At 68.0% G+C, this 18899-nt stretch carries 20 protein-coding genes and 1 tRNA gene; 11 read left to right on the top strand and 10 right to left on the bottom strand.

Going from position 1 to position 18899, the window contains the following annotated elements; all coding sequences use genetic code 11:
- Positions 1-71 precede the first annotated feature (71 nt).
- Positions 72-722 (top strand): hypothetical protein, encoded by a 651-nt coding sequence (locus MHZ35_RS03440; RefSeq protein WP_239434396.1) that lies wholly within the window; start codon positions 72-74, stop codon positions 720-722.
- Between the two features lie 8 nt (positions 723-730).
- On the opposite strand, the gene MHZ35_RS03435 is transcribed toward MHZ35_RS03440, so the two are convergent.
- Positions 731-967, bottom strand: a complete 237-nt coding sequence (locus MHZ35_RS03435) for a DUF2312 domain-containing protein (RefSeq protein ID WP_239434395.1) — start codon at positions 965-967, stop codon at positions 731-733.
- Between the two features lie 95 nt (positions 968-1062).
- Entirely contained in the window at positions 1063-1380 is a 318-nt protein-coding gene (locus MHZ35_RS03430) for a DUF1244 domain-containing protein (protein ID WP_239434394.1), read from the bottom strand.
- Between the two features lie 71 nt (positions 1381-1451).
- Here MHZ35_RS03430 and pyk point away from each other — a divergent pair, with 71 nt between their 5' ends.
- Positions 1452-2918, top strand: a complete 1467-nt coding sequence (pyk, locus tag MHZ35_RS03425) for a pyruvate kinase (RefSeq protein WP_239434393.1) — start codon at positions 1452-1454, stop codon at positions 2916-2918.
- A 95-nt stretch (positions 2919-3013) separates the two neighbouring features.
- Here the strand turns inward: pyk and MHZ35_RS03420 are convergent, their stop codons facing one another.
- Both MHZ35_RS03420 and ykgO read right to left on the bottom strand, forming a co-directional pair.
- Positions 3014-3646 (bottom strand): HAD-IA family hydrolase, encoded by a 633-nt coding sequence (locus tag MHZ35_RS03420; protein WP_239434392.1) that lies wholly within the window; start codon positions 3644-3646, stop codon positions 3014-3016.
- 13 nt (positions 3647-3659) lie between these two features.
- The gene (ykgO, locus tag MHZ35_RS03415) at positions 3660-3785 is read right to left on the bottom strand and encodes a type B 50S ribosomal protein L36 (RefSeq protein WP_055755695.1); all 126 of its coding nucleotides are present in this window, start codon (positions 3783-3785) and stop codon (positions 3660-3662) included.
- A gap of 153 nt (positions 3786-3938) precedes the next feature.
- Here ykgO and MHZ35_RS03410 point away from each other — a divergent pair, with 153 nt between their 5' ends.
- From MHZ35_RS03410 to MHZ35_RS17980, 6 genes are all read left to right on the top strand, one after another.
- Positions 3939-4556 (top strand): DUF4136 domain-containing protein, encoded by a 618-nt coding sequence (locus MHZ35_RS03410; RefSeq protein WP_239434391.1) that lies wholly within the window; start codon positions 3939-3941, stop codon positions 4554-4556.
- Complete coding sequence (locus MHZ35_RS03405) at positions 4553-5674, top strand: M14 family metallopeptidase (protein WP_239434390.1); 1122 nt, start codon at positions 4553-4555, stop codon at positions 5672-5674. Before MHZ35_RS03410 ends, MHZ35_RS03405 begins: the two co-directional genes overlap by 4 nt.
- Positions 5675-5714: 40 nt before the next feature.
- Complete coding sequence (gene gpmA, locus MHZ35_RS03400; protein ID WP_239434389.1) at positions 5715-6401, top strand: 2,3-diphosphoglycerate-dependent phosphoglycerate mutase; 687 nt, start codon at positions 5715-5717, stop codon at positions 6399-6401.
- 97 nt (positions 6402-6498) lie between these two features.
- The gene (gene purE / locus MHZ35_RS03395) at positions 6499-6984 is read left to right on the top strand and encodes a 5-(carboxyamino)imidazole ribonucleotide mutase (RefSeq protein WP_239434388.1); all 486 of its coding nucleotides are present in this window, start codon (positions 6499-6501) and stop codon (positions 6982-6984) included.
- Complete coding sequence (locus tag MHZ35_RS03390) at positions 6981-8048, top strand: 5-(carboxyamino)imidazole ribonucleotide synthase (protein ID WP_239434387.1); 1068 nt, start codon at positions 6981-6983, stop codon at positions 8046-8048. The genes purE and MHZ35_RS03390 overlap by 4 nt, the downstream gene beginning before the upstream one ends.
- Positions 8049-8296: 248 nt before the next feature.
- Positions 8297-8425 (top strand): hypothetical protein, encoded by a 129-nt coding sequence (locus MHZ35_RS17980; protein ID WP_272695160.1) that lies wholly within the window; start codon positions 8297-8299, stop codon positions 8423-8425.
- A 65-nt stretch (positions 8426-8490) separates the two neighbouring features.
- Here MHZ35_RS17980 and MHZ35_RS03385 read toward each other — a convergent pair whose 3' ends face one another.
- Together MHZ35_RS03385 and MHZ35_RS03380 are read right to left on the bottom strand one after the other, a co-directional pair.
- A complete protein-coding gene (locus tag MHZ35_RS03385; protein WP_239434386.1) occupies positions 8491-10548 on the bottom strand; it encodes a S9 family peptidase in 2058 nt (685 codons plus the stop codon).
- Between the two features lie 241 nt (positions 10549-10789).
- Positions 10790-11368, bottom strand: coding sequence for a septal ring lytic transglycosylase RlpA family protein (locus tag MHZ35_RS03380; RefSeq protein WP_239434459.1), 579 nt, complete (start codon positions 11366-11368; stop codon positions 10790-10792).
- A 177-nt stretch (positions 11369-11545) separates the two neighbouring features.
- Here MHZ35_RS03380 and MHZ35_RS03375 point away from each other — a divergent pair, with 177 nt between their 5' ends.
- The gene (locus MHZ35_RS03375; RefSeq protein ID WP_239434385.1) at positions 11546-13342 is read left to right on the top strand and encodes an aminopeptidase P family protein; all 1797 of its coding nucleotides are present in this window, start codon (positions 11546-11548) and stop codon (positions 13340-13342) included.
- 71 nt (positions 13343-13413) lie between these two features.
- Here MHZ35_RS03375 and MHZ35_RS03370 read toward each other — a convergent pair whose 3' ends face one another.
- Entirely contained in the window at positions 13414-13560 is a 147-nt protein-coding gene (locus MHZ35_RS03370; protein WP_239434384.1) for a hypothetical protein, read from the bottom strand.
- Between the two features lie 88 nt (positions 13561-13648).
- On the opposite strand from MHZ35_RS03370, the gene MHZ35_RS03365 reads away from it, so the two are divergent.
- Positions 13649-13723 (top strand) — tRNA-Thr (locus MHZ35_RS03365).
- Between the two features lie 139 nt (positions 13724-13862).
- On the opposite strand, the gene MHZ35_RS03360 is transcribed toward MHZ35_RS03365, so the two are convergent.
- The 3 genes from MHZ35_RS03360 to MHZ35_RS03350 all read right to left on the bottom strand — a co-directional run bounded on the left by MHZ35_RS03360 (position 13863) and on the right by MHZ35_RS03350 (position 18110).
- Complete coding sequence (locus MHZ35_RS03360; protein WP_239434383.1) at positions 13863-15392, bottom strand: DHA2 family efflux MFS transporter permease subunit; 1530 nt, start codon at positions 15390-15392, stop codon at positions 13863-13865.
- 113 nt (positions 15393-15505) lie between these two features.
- Positions 15506-16648 (bottom strand): HlyD family efflux transporter periplasmic adaptor subunit, encoded by a 1143-nt coding sequence (locus MHZ35_RS03355; protein WP_239434382.1) that lies wholly within the window; start codon positions 16646-16648, stop codon positions 15506-15508.
- A complete protein-coding gene (locus MHZ35_RS03350; RefSeq protein WP_239434381.1) occupies positions 16641-18110 on the bottom strand; it encodes an efflux transporter outer membrane subunit in 1470 nt (489 codons plus the stop codon). The genes MHZ35_RS03355 and MHZ35_RS03350 overlap by 8 nt, the downstream gene beginning before the upstream one ends.
- On the opposite strand from MHZ35_RS03350, the gene MHZ35_RS03345 reads away from it, so the two are divergent.
- Entirely contained in the window at positions 18109-18843 is a 735-nt protein-coding gene (locus MHZ35_RS03345; RefSeq protein WP_342453500.1) for a TetR/AcrR family transcriptional regulator, read from the top strand. The two genes, MHZ35_RS03350 and MHZ35_RS03345, sit on opposite strands and share 2 nt — an antisense overlap.
- The last annotated feature ends 56 nt before the right edge of the window (positions 18844-18899 follow it).

Here is an 18899-nt window from a genome sequence, read left to right as displayed (position 1 = left end):
GCGGCCATACTCGTCCGCCAGTGCCCTCAGCAACCCTTGCTCTTGCCAGAAGATTGCGGTCACATGATGCCATGCAGAATGCTGACGATGCGGGACGATTGACGGCGCTCATCCGGCTGCTGATTGAAGACGTGATCGCCGCGCAAACACGCCTTCGGGTCAAGGACGACCAGACCACTCGCCGGGACATCGTGCGCGCCAGCCTAGCAGCGATGGAAGGTCTTACATGGCTCGCACGCGACCATGTTCATAAAGTGCTAGACCACATCGACGAGCTCACGCCTATCATCGATCTTGCGCTCCGCGAGCAGGCGTACACCGTGTCGGACAATGGGCGAGTCCAGCTGCAGCAGCGAAGCGTGCCGCTACCAACCGCTATCAGGCTGGTAGCGTCCCAAGCGCAACATATCAGCCCGGACCTAGAGGTGGCGTTCTCTGTTTCCGGCTGGGCAGACCTTCAACACGCCGTTTCGATTCGGAATCGGATCACGCATCCTCGGCCGGGAAGTGATCTCGCGGTCAGCGACGAAGAACTTGACCAGATCGAGTCTGGCCTGTTCTGGCTGACCGCGACGATCAACTATCTGATGGCTCGTACGCACCTCACGTTTATGCAGCACGTTGAGGAAACTAAGGCCTTGATACGTGATCTAAAATCCGCTGACCCGATAGCGCTGAAGCGCTATGAAGAGGCATTGAATCGGCCGTACTCGGGCGGTTAGCGGCAATCTTACATCCCCAGGGCGCTCAGGTAGGTTTGAACCATCATATCCTGCTCCTCGCGATGGTGCTTCTCCATCTTTCGCAGTCGAATGATGGTGCGCATGGTCTTAACGTCGAAGCCGGTCGACTTCGCCTCGGCGAAGACGTCCTTGATGTCGTCGGAGATGCCCTTCTTCTCCTCTTCCAGCCGCTCGATGCGCTCGATCAGAAGGCGCAGCTGCTCGGCGGAGATATTGTCGCTCATGATGGTCCTGTGGAATCTGTGGTGAACCGGGGCGTCTAGGCGATCCCCCGCCACCGCTCAACCGGTGCGTGAGGCTCGCGCGCTTCGTTCGGCGTTCAGGCGAGGTCGGTCGGATTACGCGCCAGGCTTTCCTGCATGCGCGCGAGCTGCGCCTCGGTTACCGGCGGCTGGTGGCTGGCCTTCCACTCGGCATAGGGCATGCCATAGATCAGCGCGCGCGCGGTTTCCCGGTCGATCGGCTGCTCCGCGCGGATGCTCGCGTCCTCCACCCATTCCGACAGGCAGTTCCGGCAAAACCCCGCCAGCCCCATCAGATCGATGTTCTGCGCGTCCGAGCGATGGCGCAGATGGCGCACCAGCCGCCGGAACGCGGTCGCAGCGATCCTGTCATCAAGATGGTCGATGTCTGCCATTTACGCCCTCCAAAGGTTGATCCGGATCGAAGAACAGGTAGAGCCGGTGGCTCGAAAACCAAGGATCGAGGATGACAAAGGCTTTTACGCCCCGCTCGCGCAAAGTCCGCGTGCTCGCGACACTGGGCCCGGCCAGCAACACTCCGGAGATGATCGCCCGGCTGTTCGAAGCCGGTGCAGACGCGTTCCGGATCAACATGAGCCACGGCGACCAGGCGTCGAAACTCCCGGTGATCGCGGCGATTCGCGCGCTGGAAAAGGAATATAACCGCCCCACCACGATCCTTGCCGATCTTCAGGGTCCGAAGCTGCGCGTCGGCCGCTTCGCCGAGGGCAAGGTGATGCTGGAAACCGGCAGTCAGTTCATCCTCGATCGCTCGGACGCGCCGGGCGACGCCACGCGCGTCGAGCTTCCCCACCGGGAGATCTTCGCCGCGATCACGCCGGAGGCTCGGCTGCTGCTGGACGACGGCAAGCTCGTGCTGCGCGTCGTCGAGCATGACGACACCCGCATCGTGACCCGGGTCGAAGTCGGCGGCATGCTCTCCAACAACAAGGGCCTGAACGTTCCGGACGTGGTGCTGCCGATGGCGGCGCTGACCCCCAAGGACATCAGCGACCTTCACTTCGCGGTGGACGCGGGCGTCGACTGGATCGCGCTCTCGTTCGTCCAGCGGCCCGAGGATCTGGCGGACGCCCGCAAGCTCATCCAGGGACGCGCCGCGCTGCTCGCCAAGATCGAGAAACCGTCGGCCGTCGTCCGACTGGAGGAGATCGTCGAGCAGTGCGACGGCGTCATGGTCGCGCGCGGCGACCTGGGCGTGGAGCTGCCGCCCCAGTCGGTGCCGCCGCTCCAGAAGCGGATCGTCGAGACCGCCCGCCGCCTGGGCCGGCCGGTGGTGGTCGCGACCCAGATGCTCGAATCGATGATCACCTCGCCTTCGCCGACCCGCGCGGAAGTGTCGGACGTGGCGACGGCGGTCTACGACGGCGCCGACGCGATCATGCTTTCGGCGGAAAGCGCCGCCGGTTCGTGGCCGGCCGAGTCGGTCGCGATGATGGACGCCATCGCCAATTCGGTGGAGCGCGATCCCGGCCACGGCGACCGCGTCCACTTCACCATCACGCGTCCCGATCCCACTACCGCCGACGCGCTCGCCGAAGCTGCCAAGAACATCGCCCGCACGGTCGATGCCAAGGCGATCCTGTGCTTCACCATCTCCGGCTCGACCGCTCGGCGAATCGCACGTGAGCGTCCGGGCGTGCCGATCATGGTGCTGACTCCGAAGCTGGAGACCGCACGGCGACTCGGCCTGTTGTGGGGCGTGCACGCGGTCCACACCCGCGACGTAGGGTCGTTCGAGGAGATGATCGCCAAGGCGAAGCGCATGATGCTGCGCCACCACATGGCCGGCGCCTCCGACAGAGTGGTGGTCTGTGCCGGCGTGCCGTTCGGAACGCCGGGCTCCACCAACGTGCTGCACGTGGTGCGGCTGATCGGCGACGAGCTCAAGAACTACGAGAAGAACAAGGCCTGAGGCCGAGCCGGTGCTCCCGGAAAGCGGGAGCACCGGGTATGCGAGCGCCAGCGCCTGCGGCCCTAGGCTCCTGCCTGCGCAGGAGCCTGTGCTTGTTATTCGGGTAGCAACCCCAGCCGCACCAGTTCGGCGCGGAAAGCCGCAGCGTCCCAGAAATGCACCGCGCGAAGGCCCGCGGCATCGGCGGCGGCCACGTTGGCGAGGTTGTCGTCCACGAACACCGCCTCGCCCTTGGCCAAGCCGAATCGACGCAGCGCCAGCGCGTAGATCGCCGGATCCGGCTTCACCAGCTTCTCATCGCCCGACACCACCACGTCGCGGAACCGGTCGAACAGTTCGGGCGCGGTCGCGCGGAACGGCGGCCAGAACTCGCCGGAGAAGTTGGTGATCGCGTAGAGCGGCACGCCGGCGGCATCCAGTTCCGCGACGATACCGGCCATGCCGAGCACGGGCCCGCCGATGCTTTCGTTGAAGCGCGGCCCCCAGGCGGCGATCAGCGCCTCATGCTCCGGATAGCGCGCGATCAGCTCGGCCGAGGTCTCGGCGAAGGGGCGGCCGGCATCGTGCTGGAAATGCCATTCCTGCGTCACGACGTCGCGCAGAAACGCCGCGAGCGCCTGATCGTCGTCGATCAGGCGCTCGTAGAGGAACCGAGGGTCCCAATGGTAGAGGACGTTGCCGACGTCGAAGACGACGGCCTTGACCGGGTTCGGCACGTCGACCGTCACCGAACCGGCAAGATCAGCCCTGGCGTGCCTTGAAACGGCGATTCGTCTTGTTGATGACGTAGATACGGCCGCGGCGGCGGATCACGCGGTTGTCCCGGTGGCGATCCTTGAGCGACTTCAGGGAGTTGACGATCTTCATGACCGGGTTCGCTTCTCGAAATTTGGGCTGACAAAAAGAGGCGCCCGCCTAGAAGCTGACGGCTTCCAAGTCAAGGATGGCGGCATTGGAGCGGATGCGGCAAGCCGCGCGTTGAACACGGCACGACGATTCGGGCCGCACAGGAGCCAAGGCATGAACAAGCTCGTACTGGCGCTTACCGCAGGGATCGCAAGCCTTACCGCGGGCTGTGCGACCACCCAGCGTGCCGCGCCGATCGATGTGACCCGCTTCCACCTCGGTTCGCCCGTAGAGCCGGGCAGCTTCACGATCGAGCCGCTCCGCACCAACGCGACCATCAGCCCCGAGTACCAGACCTATGCCGACGCGGTTTCGCGCGAACTGAGTCGCCTTGGCTTCACGCCCACGCGCACCACGGTGAGCAGCGATTCGCGCTATGTCGTCTCGGTCGCATTCTTGCGTGCCACCCGCGGCTATGTGGAAAAGCCTGCACCCTTTTCCGTGGGCCTGGGCGCCGGCGGCGGCAGCTTCGGCCGGCGCTCGGGCGTGGGCGTAGGCGGCGGCGTGACCCTGCCCGTCGGCGGCGGCCGCCAGCAGGCGGTGATCGGATCGGAGCTTTCGGCGCAGATCCGCCGCCGGACCGACAACACGGTCGTGTGGGAAGGCCGTGCGGTCACCGAGTCGCTCGAAGGCAAGGAGTCGAGCCAGCCGATCACGGTGGCCGACAAGCTCGCCAACGCCTTGTTCCAGGGCTTCCCCGGAGAGTCGGGGATCACTACCACGGTCAAATGAGCATCACCGTCAACGCCGCCTTCGACAGCGGCAACATCCGCCTCACCGGAATCGAGGGCGACACGCTGAACCTGGAGATCGTGCGCGATCACCAGTCCGACTTCTATCAATGGTTCCACTTCCGGGTCGCCGGCGCCAAGGGGCGCCGGCTGACCTTCCGCATCACCAATGCAGGCGGCTCGGCCTATGCGTTCGGGTGGCCCGGCTACCGCACGCGGATGAGCACCGACCGCGTGGCATGGCGGCAGGTCGCCGACACCGACTATGCCGATGGCGTGATGCGCTGGACGGCGGAGATCGACAGCGACCTCGTCTGGTTCGCCTATTTCGCACCCTATACGATGGAGCAGCACGACGCGCTGGTGGCGCGAATCGGTGGCGAGCCCGGCGTCACCGTGCGCGAGCTGGGCCAGACGCTGGACGGCCGTGCGATCGATTGCCTGACGATCGGCACCGGCCCCAAGCAGGTCTGGTTCTACGCGCGCCAGCATCCGGGCGAGTCGATGACCGAATGGTTCATGGAAGGCGCGCTGGAAAAGCTGGTCGATCCGAACGACGCGACCGCGCAGGCGCTGCGCGAAAAGGCGACGCTGCACCTGGTGCCCAACATGAATCCGGACGGGTCCTTCCGCGGCCACCTGCGCACCAATGCGGCCGGCGTGAACCTCAACCGCGAGTGGCATACGCCGACGCCCGAGCGCAGCCCCGAAGTGCTGTGCGTGCGCAACGCCATGGATGAGACCGGCGTCGTCTTCGCGATGGACGTCCACGGCGACGAGGCGATCCCCGCCAATTTCCTGGCGGGGTATGAGGGCATTCCCGCCTGGACCGATCCGCATGGCGAGAAGTTCTACGAATATGGCCGGCGCCTGGCAGCGGCGACGCCCGACTTCCAGCTGGAGCTCGGCTATGTGAAGTCGGCGCCCGGCCAGGCGAACCTGTCCATGTCGACCAACCAGCTCGCCGAACGCTTCGGCGCGGTGTCGATGACGCTGGAGATGCCGTTCAAGGACCATGACGCGAACCCCGATCCGGAGTTCGGCTGGTCGCCCGAGCGCTCCAAGAAGCTCGCGCATTCCTGCCTCGACACGCTTGCCGGGATGATCGACGAGCTCTGATCCGCCCGTCCTGCCGTACCCATTTTTCCAAGGAGCCCCGATGCCCAGCCTCGTCCTCATTCGTCACGGCCAGTCCGCCTGGAACCTGGAGAACCGCTTCACCGGCTGGTGGGACGTCAACCTGACCGAGCAGGGCATCGCCGAGGCGACGGCGGCCGGCGAACTGATGGCGGCCAAGGGCCTCGACTTCGACCAGTGCTTCACCAGCTTCCAGACGCGGGCGATCAAGACGCTCAACCTCGCACTGGAGTCGATGGGCCGCCTGTGGCTGCCGGTCGAGAAGGACTGGCGCCTCAACGAGCGGCACTATGGGGGTCTGACCGGCCTCGACAAGGCAGAGACCGCAGCCAAGCACGGTGAGGACCAGGTCAAGATCTGGCGCCGCAGCTTCGACATCCCGCCGCCCCTGCCGGAGGCGGGAAGCCCCTATGACCTCAGCAACGATCGCCGCTATGCCGGCATCGCCGTACCTGCGACGGAGAGTCTGAAGGACACGATCGCGCGCGTGCTGCCCTATTGGGAGGCGCGGATCGTACCCGAGCTCAAGGCCGGCAAGCGCGTGCTGATCTCCGCGCACGGCAATTCGCTGCGCGCGCTGGTGAAGCACCTGTCCGGCATCTCGGACGCGGATATCGCCAGTCTGGAGATCCCGACCGGTCAGCCGCTGGTCTATGAACTCGACGAGGCGCTCAACGCGACCGACCGCTACTATTTGCGCGACCGGTAAGGCCGTTTCGCAGCGTGGCACCTCGGGCGGGGCTTCCGGCCTTGCCCGGTGCCGTGCCGCTCTCTAGGAAGCCGGCTTCCTCGCATTTGGGACAGCGATGGCAGACCAACCTCTCGTCGGCATCATCATGGGCAGCACCTCCGATTGGGAGACGATGCGCCATGCAGCAGACGTGCTCGACGCCTTGGGCGTCCCGCACGAGACCAAGGTGGTGTCCGCGCACCGAACGCCGCGGCGTCTGGTCGACTATGCTGAGGGTGCGGCGGGACGTGGCCTCAAGGTGGTGATCGCCGGTGCCGGTGGCGCTGCGCACCTGCCGGGCATGGCGGCCTCGATGACGCGGCTCCCGGTGCTGGGCGTGCCGGTGGAATCCAAGGCATTGAGCGGCATGGATAGCCTGCTCTCGATCGTGCAGATGCCGGCCGGCATCCCGGTCGGTACGCTCGCGATCGGCCGCGCCGGCGCCGTCAATGCCGGTCTGATGGCAGCGGCGATCCTGGCCGTCTCCGACGATGCGCTCGCTGCCCGCCTCGACACCTGGCGCGCCGCCCAGACCGACAGCGTGGCGATCGACCCGCAATGACCCACTCGCCCGGCGCCACCATCGGCATCATCGGATCGGGCCAGCTCGGGCGGATGATCGGCATGGCCGCCGCCCAGCTCGGCTATCGCATCCATGTCTATGCGCCCGATACCGGGCCCGCCAATGACGTAGCCGCCGCGCACACCCGCGGCGCCTATGACGACGGCGCGGCGCTCGCCGAGTTCGCCGCCCAGGTCGACCTCGTCACCTACGAGTTCGAGAACATCGCCGCCGAGCCGATCGCGACGCTCGAGGAACAGGTGCCGGTCCACCCCTCCTCCAAGTCGCTCCGCGTGGCGCAGGATCGTGTCGCGGAGAAGCGCTTCGTCGAGGATCTCGGTGGCCGGCCCGCCCGCTGGGCGGCGGTCGCCAGCCGTGCGGAGCTGGACGCAGCGATCGCCACCATCGGCTGCCCCGCGGTCCTCAAGACCACGCGCTTCGGCTACGATGGCAAGGGTCAAGCCCGCCTTGCCGCGCCGGAGGACGCGGACGCCGCCTGGGCGGCGATTGGCGACGGCCCTGCGATCCTCGAGGCGTTCGTTCCCTTCACCCACGAATTCTCGATCATCCTGGCGCGCGGCCCGGACGGCGCGGTGGTCAGCTATCCGCCGGCGTGCAACGTCCACAAGGACGGCATCCTCGACACCTCGACCGTCCCCGCCCCGGCGGAAGTCGCCGCGCAATGGACCGAGGCGGCGGCCCTCGCCGGCCGCGTCGCGGAGGCGCTCGGCCATGTCGGGGTGCTCACGCTGGAGTTCTTCTGCGGCCCGGAAGGCCCGGTGTTCAACGAGATGGCGCCGCGCGTCCACAATTCCGGCCATTGGACGATCGAGGGGGCCGAAACCTCGCAGTTCGAGAACCATGTGCGGGCGATCTGCGGCCTGCCGCTGGGCCCCGTGCGGATGACGGGCCGCGAGGCGGTGATGACCAACCTGATCGGCGAGGACGCCGACGCCTGGCCCGAGCTGATGGCCGAGCCCGGCGCCCACCTCCACCTCTACGGCAAGCGCGAAGTCCGTGCCGGTCGCAAGATGGGGCACGTCACGCGAGTCGTGCGGGACTGAGCTTCGCGGGGCGCTACTCGCCCCTGCAAGTCCAAGCGTAACCCTCAGTGGGAGCGCCGCCTTCGGCGCGCCGGTCGTCCCCGTATCGGCCGGCCCGCGCGGAGGTACGCACCTCCCGCACGCGCTCCATTTTTCAGATGCACGCCGCGCAACTGCCGGCAAGTTCATTGCATTTGCTGCAATCGCGCCGAAACGCCACATGGATGGGGACAGATGCTGCACCGCAGCAAACATCCAAGAGGTCCACCATGTTCAGCCTGATCGCGCTGTATTTCGCCTATCGCAACCAGACCGTCGGCGCGCACATCGCACCGGTCTCCAAGACCACTGCTGCCAACGACCGCGCGATCGTCGCCGAGTTCGCCAAGGCCGCCTGACGCCCGCGCCGCAACTGCGCGGCGCACTCCCCGACGGGCGGAGCCGCGGCTCCGCCCGCGAGGGCTCAGCCCTCGACCCCGAGTTGCCACAGGACGAACGCCATCTCCTCGGCGGCTTCCTTCAGGCTCTCCCACCGGCCCGACTTGCCGCCATGGCCTGCACCCATGTTGGTCTTGAGCAGCAGCACGTTGCCGTCGGTCTTGGTGAAGCGCAGCTTCGCGGCCCATTTGGCCGGCTCCCAATAGGTCACGCGCGGATCGTTCAGTCCGCCCGAGATGAAGATCGGCGGGTACGCCTGCGCCCGGACGTTGTCGTATGGGCTGTAGGAGCGGATCAGCTCGAACGCCGCCTTGTCCTCGATCGGATTGCCCCACTCCGGCCATTCGCCCGGCGTCAGCGGCAGCGTCTCGTCCAGCATCGTGTTGAGCACGTCGACGAACGGCACGCTCGCGACCACCGCGCCCCATAGCTCGGGGTCGGAGTTCACCACCGCGCCCATCAGCTCGCCGCCCGCCGATCCGCCGGCGATGGCAATCTGCCCCTCGCTGGTGAAGCCGTGCTCGATGAGCCCACGCGCCACGTCGACGAAGTCGTTGAAGGTGTTGGTGCGCTTCTCGAGCTTGCCGTCGAGATACCATTGCTGGCCGAGATCGTCGCCGCCCCGAATGTGCGCGATGGCGAAGGCAACGCCGCGGTCCAGGAACGACATGCGGCTGGTCGAGAAGCCCGGCGGCACCGCATAGCCATAGGCGCCATAGGCATAGAGGTAGAGCTTGCCCGTGCTGTCGCGCGGGAAGCCGTTGGGGTAAACCACCGACACCGGCACTTCCGTGCCGTCGCGGGCGGTGATCTTCAGCCGCTCGGTCGCGTACTTCGACGCGTCATAGCCGCTGGGGATGGTCTGGACCTTGAGCACGCGCTGCTCGGCGGTGGCGACGTCATACTCGATGACGGTGCCCGGCGTGACCATCGACTCATAGCCGAGCCTCAGCTTGTCGACGGCGTACTCGGGGTTGTCCCCCAGACCCACGACATAGCTCGCCTCAGGGAACGCGATCGGCGTCCCCTCGCCCCCTTCGTAGCGGTGCAGAAAGATTTGATCGAGCCCGTCCTCGCGCCCCTCGACCACGAAGAAATCGGCGAAGGTGGTGACGCCGGTCATGTAGAAATGGCCGCTCGGGCCCAGGCGCTCGGTCCATTCGGAGGGGCGCTCCAGCGGTGCGGTCACCAACCGGAAGTTCGGATCGGTGTCGTTGGTGTGGATGAACAGCGTGCCGTCATGCTCCTCCACATCATATTCAACGTGCGGCTGGCGCGCGCGCACCAGGATCGGATCGGCGGTCGGGTCGTCGGCGGGGACCAGCCGGACCTCGCTGGTGACGTGGTCGCCGGCGGAGATCACCAGGAAGCGGCGCGACTGGGTCTCGCCCACCGACACGCGCCAGCCCTCGTCCGCCTCGTGGTACAACTCGACGTCCTGGTCGATCGGCGTGCCGAGGCGGTGCAGCCGCGCATTGTCGGTCCGCCACTGGTCGTTGGCGAGGCCGTAGAGAAAGCCCGAGGAGTCGGCGACCCACACCAGCTCGGAAAGCGTGCCCGGGATCACGTCGTCCAGCAGCGCGCCGGTGGTCAGGTCCTTGACCCGCGCCTCAAACCGTTCGGAGCCATTGTCGTCGATCGCGTACGCCAGGTAGCGGCCGTCGGGGCTGACCGACAGCGCGCCCAGGCGGAAATATTCCTTGCCCGCGGCCAGCGCCGGCTCGTCCAGGATAAGCTCGTCCGCGCCGCCCGACACGGGCTTGCGCCACCAGCGGCGATACTCGCCGCCGGTCTCGAAGTCGGACCAGTAGAGCCAGTCGCCGTCCTTCTGCGGAACGGTGGCATCGTCCTCCTTGATCCGCCCGCGCATCTCCTCGAACAGCCCGTCGGTGAGCCGCTGGTGCGGCGCCATCACCGTCTCGAAATAGGCGTTCTCGGCTTCCAGATAGGCGAGCACGTCCGGATCGGTGACCTCCGGATAGTTGGCGTCGCGCAGCCAGGCCCAGGGGTCCTCTACGGTGATGCCGTGGCGTTCGAAGCTGTGGGGGCGCTGCTCTGCGATGGGGGGCGTCGGGTGGTTCATGCCCGCCCATGTGGGCCGGGACGCCCGTGAAGTCGAGGGGAGCGATTTCCGCCACAACCACCGTGCTCCAGCGCAGGCAGGAGCACAGGGATGAAGGGCAGCACCCCGCTCCCTTTCCATACCCCGGCGCAGGCCGGGGCCCAGTTGGCAAAGCCTCACCGTCAACGCGCCGCCGCCAGACCATCGCGACTGGGCCCCGGCCTTCGCCGGGGTACACGGCTGGTTGGGATCCAGGACGTTCCTAGCGCCCGCTCTCCAGCGCCAGCCGCTCGCGCAGGTTCGCCAGCTCCACTGCGGAGGCACGGGGCCGCTCCCGCGCGGGCTTGCCGTCGCGCAGCCGCGCCCGGTCCTTTTCCGGCGGCTCGACGCGGCGGACACGCACTGCCGCATAGCCCTGCGTGCGGATGCCGAGCTGCTCGGCCGCGCCCCGGCTCAGGTCCAAGATGCGCCCGCGCGAGAACGGTCCGCGGTCGTTGATCCGCAGGAGGATAGTGCGCCCGGTGTCGAGCGCCGTCACCTCGACATAGCTCGGCAGCGGCAAGGTGGTGTGCGCGGCGGTGATCCCCTTGGGCCGGAAGCGCTCCCCGTTCGCCGTCTGGTTGCCGGACTCATTGCCGTACCAGCTGGCATAGCCGACCGCGTCATAGTCCGGGTCCTCCGCCGGCGTGTAGCGGATGCCGCGCACCATATAGGGCTTGCCGATCTTGACGGGCGTGTCGCTCACCGGCCGGAAATGCTTGCCGCCGCACGCGGCCAGGAGCGGCACCGCGAGCAGTGCCAGCCACGGCCCCCTGCATATGGACGGGAGGGCGGACGGCATCTGGATCGCGTCGGGCATGCGGGCGGGGTATCGCAGCCGGCGGGGCGAATGAACCCCCAAGCGGTGAGCCGAGTCCGGGTGCGGCCCTGTCGCCCACCGGCTGAATCTGGCACAGCACGGCCTTCCGCAGCCGTGGGGCATCCCCCGCCGCCGCCCCGACCGCCAGATGGATTGCCGATGCCTGCTTATTCCGAACGCCTCGCCACCCTCCGCACCCGGCTCGCGCAAGAAGGGCTCGACGGGTTCGTCGTGCCGCTGACGGACGAGCATATGAGCGAATATGTCGGCGGCTATGCGCAGCGGCTGGCGTGGCTCACCGGCTTCCAGGGCTCGGCCGGTACCGCAGTGGTGCTGTCCAGCGACGCGGCGATCTTCACCGACGGCCGCTACACGCTGCAGGTGCGCGAGCAGGTCGACGGCGCCGACTGGAGCTATGCCCAAGTGCCGCAGGAAAGCGTGGCGGGCTGGCTCGCTGGCCATGCGCCGCAGGGCGGCCGGATCGGCTACGACCCGTGGCTGCACACGCGCGAGTGGGTGGAACGGACCGCCGCCGCCCTCGCCCCGCGCGGCGGCACGCTGGTGCCCGTCGCGGCGAATCCGATCGATGCGCTCTGGGCGGACCGCCCGGAGCCGTCCGACGCCCCGCTGGCCGTGCAGCCCGACACCCTCGCCGGCCGCAGCGCCGCCGACAAGCGGGCGGAAATCGCCGACTGGCTGCGCGCCCAGGGCGCCGACGCGCTGGTGCTCTCCGCGCTCGATTCGGTCGCCTGGGCGTTCAACGTCCGCGGCACCGACGTGACCCACACGCCGGTCGCGCTCTCGTACGCGCTGGTCGCCGAGGACGGCACCGCCGAACTGTTCGTGGCGCCCGACAAGGTCGGTGACGACGTCCACCGCCACCTGGGCAACGCCGTGCGCGTCCGCGACAAGGCGGAGTTCGCATCCGCCTTGCGCAACCTTGCCGGTAAGCGGGTCGCCGTCGATCCCGAGCGGGCGGTCGCGGCGATCTTCGACGCGCTCGACGCGGGCGGGGCCATGCTGCTGCCGATGCGCGATCCGGTGGTATTGGCCAAGGCGATCAAGAACCCGGCCGAGATCGCCGGCCACCATGCCGCCCAGGCGCGCGATGCTGCCGCACTGGTGCGCTTCCTCAAGTGGTTCGAGGAAACCGCCCCTGCCGGTACACTGACCGAACTCGACGTCGCGGCGCGGCTCCACGATTTCCGTGCCGAAACCGGCGTGCTCAAGGACGAATCCTTCGAGACGATCTCCGCCACCGGCGCGCACGGTGCCAGCCCGCACTACAAGGTCACAAACGAATCGAACGCGCCGATCCTGCCGGGCCAGCTGTTCCTGATCGATTCGGGCGGGCAGTACGCCGACGGCACCACCGACATCACCCGCGTGATGCCGGTCACCGAGCCCACGGCCGAGATGCGCGACCGCTTCACCCGCGTGCTCAAGGGGCACATCGCGGTCGCCACCGCGATCTTTCCGGACGGCACCACGGGCGCGCAGATCGACGCCTTCGCCCGCCGCCCGCTGTGGGAGGCCGGCCTCGATTTCGCGCATGGCACCGGCCACGGCATCGGCGCCTATCTGTCGGTCCACGAAGGGCCGCAACGCATCGCCCAGCCGACCTATCCGGGCGGCGGCCCGCTGGAGCCGCTGCGCGCCGGCATGCTGCTCTCCAACGAGCCCGGCTATTACAAGGCCGGCGAGTACGGCATCCGCATCGAGAACCTGATGCTGGTGGTGGAGCACACGCCTGCGGGCGGCGATGCGACCATGCTGGCGTTCCAGACGACCAGCTTCGTGCCGATCGAGCGGCGCCTGATCGAGCCTGCGCTCCTCACCCCGGCCGAGCGCGCGTGGCTGGACGCCTACCACGCCGAGACGCTGCGTCGGGCCACGCCGCTGCTGGATGCGGACACTCGCGCCTGGCTGGAGGAGAAGTGCGCACCGATCGGGTGAGAGACCGAGATACGCATGCTCCCGTCTCCCTGGCGAACGTTAGCGTGACCGGGGTCGGGTATCCGCCCTCTTCAGCCGTCCCGATCCTCCTGCGACCGGCCAGCGCGCTCCTCGACGGGCGCAGGCGCCCCTTCCCCCGCGCGCGCCTGTGCCTTGCGCCGCCGCAGATTGTCGCGCAGCGCCTGCGCCAGCCGGGCCTGTTTTTCGGGGTCGTTCATCGCGCTTCGCATAAACCGCGCACTGCCGGGTTGACAATCATCCGCGCCCCGCACATAGGCGCCCCTCCGCTGGCAACTGCCGGCGTGTGCTGCCGTAGCTCAGTGGTAGAGCGCATCCTTGGTAAGGCTGAGGTCGTGAGTTCAATCCTCACCGGCAGCACCATTTTCTCCTAGAAAATCAGACACTCCCTTCGGGGACCCGCCCCGCGCATCAAGACGCGCGCGGCGCGCTTTCGCGCGTCGCGTTCAGGCTTCGGGTTGAAGGACGGCGGCGCAGTCCTGCTGCACCGCCGCCGGAAGGATCAGTGCGCGGCGCTGGTGTCCGCCGCGCGGCGTGGCCGGGGGGCCAGCCAGATGATCATCGCCGCCCCGAAGAAGGCGAGGGCCGACAAGAGGAAGATGTGAGTGGTGGCGAGCGCCATCGCTTCCTTGTCCACCAATTGCGCGACGATCGCGCGCACCTGGTCGAGCGGCATGCCCTGCGCGGTCAGCGCGTCGATGGTGTGGCCATCGTTCAAGCGACCGGTCACCTCGCTGCGGGCCACGCGGGAGCTGTCGTCCCACATGGTCGTCACCACCGAGGTGCCGATCGCGCCCGCCATGGTACGCAGGAAGCTCATCAGGCCGGCGGCGGCGGCCGTCTCCTTCGGGTCCACCGATCCCAGCGCCAGCGTCATCAGCGGCACGAAGAAGAATGGCATGCCGAACCCCTGGAGCAGCTGCGGAAAGGCGAGCGTCCAGAAATCCGCGCCGCTGTTCCACTGCGTGCGTAGCAGCGTCGTCATGCCCAGCCAGACGATACCGAAGCATACCAGCCCGCGCGGGTCGACCTTGGTCGATAGCTTGGCAACGATCGGCGACATCACCACCGCCGCCACGCCGTTGAACGCCGTCGCATAGCCCGCATAGGTCGCGGTGTAGCCCAGGCTCGTCTGCAGCCACTGCGGGATGATGACCGCCGAGGCGAAGAAGGTGCCGAAGGCGAAGAACAACGAGGTGACCGCCACCGTATAGCCACGGTGCCGGAACACGCGCAGGTCCACGATCGGCTCGGCCTCCGTCACCTCCCACGCCAGGAACACCAGGAAGCCGACACCAGCGATCACTGCCAGTCCGACGATCATCGGATCCGCGAACCAGTCATGCTCGCGTCCCAGGTCCAGCATGATCTGCAAGGCGCCGATCCACAGCAGCATCAGCATCAGGCCGATCTTGTCGACGCGCAGCGGCTGGGTCGGCGTCTCGGCGTGGCGCAGCAGCCGCATCGCGCCAAATGCGCACAGCGCCGCCACGGGAATGTTGATGAAGAAGATCCAATGCCACGACCAGCTGTCGCTGATCGTGCCGCCCAGGATCGGCCCCAGGATCGGCGCGACCACGGTGGTCATCGACCAGGCGCCCATCGCCTGCGCGCGCTGATCGGGGCGGAAGATGCGCATCAGCAGCGTCTGCGACAGCGGCATCAGCGGTCCGCCGCACAGCCCCTGCCCGATCCGGCACGCGATCAGCATGCTCAGGCTGGTCGACAAACCGCACAGCACCGAAAAGATGCCGAAGCCGATCATGCCGATCGTGAAGACCCTGACCGCGCCGAACCGGCCGGAAAGCCAGCCGGTGAGCGGCACGCACACGGCCTCCGCGACCGCATAGGAGGTGATGATCCACGTTCCCTGGCTGCCCGAGATGGCGAGGCTGCCGGAGATGTGCGGCACGGAGACGTTGGCGATGGTGGTGTCGAGCACCACCATGAAGTTGGTGAGCGCGAGGACCGCGCCCGCAAGCAGCAGCCGCACGCCCGTAAGGGGCGTGGGCGACTCGGCCTTGGCGTTCATGGGCCTGTCCTTAAAGCGGTTGCGAGGCAGGTGGCATCAGCTGCCGGCTCGGCAACCGCGGCAACAAAAGGAAACCAGAGCGGCGATCCGGGGAAGCCGGATCGGACACCGCTCTAGTGCGAGCGGAGGTCGATCTCGGCGTCCATCGACAGGCCGACGCGCAGCGGATGCGCCTGCAGCTCCTTGGGGTCGAGCGCGACGCGCACCGGCAGGCGCTGGACCACCTTGATCCAGTTGCCGGTCGCGTTCTGCGCCGGGATCAGCGCGAACGACGATCCGGTGCCGCCCGAGAAGCCGATGACGCGGCCGTGATATTCGATGTCGCCGCCATAAAGGTCGGAGGTGAGCGTCACCGGCTGGCCGACCTTCACGCGGTCGAGCTGGCCTTCCTTGAAGTTGGCGTCGACGTAGAGCTGGTTGAGCGGCACGATCAGCATCAGCGCGGTGCCCGGGGCGACGCGCTGTCCGACCTGGACGTTGCGGCGCGTGATGACGCCGTCGATCGGCGCGCGGATCACGGTGCGCTCCAGGTCGAGCTTCGCCTGCGCGAGCTTCGCCTGGGCGGCCAGCACCTCCGGCGCGGTCGCAGCCGTGGTGCCGCGGATCAGCGCGTTGTTCGCCGCAAGCTGGCCGGTCGCCTGGCCGCGGGTCGAGCTCGCCTGGGCAACGCCGGCACGCGCCAGCTCCAGGTTCGCACGGGCGGTGGCGAAGGCGTTGGTCGCGCTGCTCAGTTCTTCGCCCGAGACGGCACCGTTGGGCGCCAGCCGCTGGCGGCGCTCCAGGTCCAGCCGCGCGCGCTCATAGTCGGCCTGTGCGGCGACCAGCTGTGCGCGGGCACGGGCGATATCGGCGTCTCGTGCTTCCACCTGCGCAGCAAGCGCGGTGCTGGTGGCGGAGGTCTGGCCATATTGCCGCTGCGCCCGCGCCAGATCCGCCTGGGCCTGGGCGACGGCAATGCGCGCGTCGCTGTCGTCGAGGCGGACCAGCACCGTGCCCTTGCGTACCGTCTGGGTGTCCGCAACGGCGACGCTCGCGACCTGGGCCGCGATCATCGGCGTGACGCTCGCGGTATCCGCGCCCACATAGGCGTTGTCGGTGCTCACATAGTGGCGGGAGACCAGCAGGTAATAGGCCCCGAAGATCACCGCTGCGATCAGCACCAGTACGGCGATGATCCCCAGCAACTTCTTGCGCCGGCCGTTGGGCTTGGCGCCCTCGCCTGCGGCGGCCTGGTGGGGAAGGGCGGCGTCAGCCATGGGTCGGGTCCTTGCGTGCGGCCACGGCCGCGATGTTGGTGGAAAAGCCGCCGCCGAGCGCACGGACGAGCTGGACGTCGAGCGCGAAGGACCGCGCCTCCAGGTCGGCAACCGCGGTGCGGTTCTGCAGCACACGGTCTTCGGCGGTGAGAACGTCGAGGAAGGTCGAAAGCCCGCCCTCGTAGCGCTGGCGGGCGAGCGACCACGCCTCTTCGGAGGCGGCAAGCGCCTCGCGGGTCTGGGCGAGCCGCTCGACGAGCGCGCGCTGGCTGGTCACCGCGTCGGCGACCTCGCGATAGGCGTTGGCGACCGTGCCGTCGTAGCTCGCGACCGCCTCGTCATAGCTGGCGCGCGCGCCGCGATACTGGCCCGACAACTGGCCGCCGCGGAAGATCGGCAGGGTGAACGCCGGCCCGACCTGACCATAGGTGGACCCGCCCTTGAACAGGTTGCCCAGGCCAAGCGACTGGAAGCCTACCAGCGCATTGAGGTTGATCGCAGGATAGAAGTCGGCACGTGCGACCTTGATCTCGCTCGCCCGCGCCTCGACCCGCGCCCGCGCCGCGGCGATGTCGGGCCGGCGGCCGATCAGGTCGGTGGTGACGCCGGCCGGCAGCGCCCGCGCCCCCGGCGGAAGCGGCGGCAGCGCGATGCTCAGCCCCCGGTCCGGCCCCTTGCCCAGCAGCGCGGCGAGCCGGTTGCGGGTCAGGCCGATGTTCTCGTCGATCGCGGCGATCTGTGCGCGGATCGTCGGGATGGCCGCCTCTGCCTGCTTGACCTCGGCCCGCGTATCGAGGCCGTTGGTGACGCGCTGCGCGACCAGTTGCTCGGTCTGCCTGCGGACTTCCAGCGAGCGCAGCTGCACCGCCCGCTCGGCGGCCTGGCGCGCCAGATCGGCATAGGCGGCAGCGATGTTCGTCGAGAGCACCAGTCGCGCCTGCTCGACATCGATCCGCGACGCTTCCGCTTCCGAAGTGGCGGCGGCCAGGGCTGCGCGGTTACGGCCCCACAGGTCCAGGTCGAAATTCAGGGTCGCGGCGACCGAACCGGTGTCGTTCCAGCCGTGCGGCACGAAATCGGCTGGGATGCCGTTGTTATAGCTCTGCTTGTTCTCGCTGACGTTGCCCTCGATGCCCACCGACGGCAGCCGGGCAGCGCCGCGCTGCTCGACGATCGCGCGTGCGGCGCGCAGCCGGGCGGCGGCGGCGACGACATCCGGGGAGTCGGCCAGCCCCTCCTCGATGAGCGCGCTCAGTTGAGGGTCGCCGAAGCCCGACCACCAGTCGGTTGCGGGCCAGGCGGAGGCGGCAGACGTGGTTGCGAGGCTCTGCTCGGCGGCAAAGCTCTGGGAGGTCCGCACCTCGGGCCGGGCGCCCAGGTTCGGAACTGGCGCACAGGCCGCCAGCGGGACGACGCCGGCCGCGGCGGCAAGCAGCAACGGCCGGAAGGAAAATCGGATCATGAAGCAAAACCGTACTGATTGGTACGGTGCGGCAGATGGCCCCGTGCCCCAGCCTTGTCAACCGAAAACTGTACTCTATAGTACGGTTATGGAACAGGATGCGAAAAGGAGCTGCGGCAGGCGCGAGGCACGCAAGCAGGACCGGCGCCTGACGATCATGGCGACGGCCCGGCGGATGTTCCTCGAGAACGGTTATGCCGCGACGTCCATGTCGGCGATCGCGGCCGAGCTGGGTGGCTCAAAGGCCACCCTGTGGAACTACTTCCCTTCCAAGGAAGAGCTGTTCGATGCGGTTCTCGACGACGCAACCGCAGTTTATCGCCAGCAGCTGACGGATCTACTGCGACCCACGCCCGACATGGCAGCAACGGTGCTGGCCTTTACGCGCAGCTTCATCGCGAAGATCACCTCTCTGGAAGCGGTACAGCTCCATCGCCTCGTCGCCACGGAAGCGGCGCGCTCGCCTGAGGTGGGCAGGATCTTCTCGCGCGTGCCCCAGCGCACTCGCCAGCTGCTGGCCGAGTTCTTCTCCGCTGCGATGGCCACAGGGCAGCTTCGCCAGGCCGACCCGGCCGATGCCGCCAATGTGGTCACCTATCTGTGCATGGGGCTGCAACAGCGCATGCTGTGGGGCGGCGCCGCGCCTTCTGCGGCCGAGATCGAGGCGGGGGCTCAGACCGCGACCGAGGTGTTCCTGCGCGCCTATGCCCCGGACGGGACCGGCGGCGCCTGAGCTCTCGTCTTGGTGGGGCCGAGGATGCATCCGTTCGCTCCCTCGCGCATTCTGCC

The sequence above is a fragment of the Sphingomonas sp. ACRSK genome (genome assembly GCF_022346685.1).
GTDB lineage: Bacteria > Pseudomonadota > Alphaproteobacteria > Sphingomonadales > Sphingomonadaceae > Sphingomonas > Sphingomonas molluscorum.
Note: the sequence above shows the minus strand (reverse complement) of the source record. Positions and strands in the feature narration are given on the sequence as shown.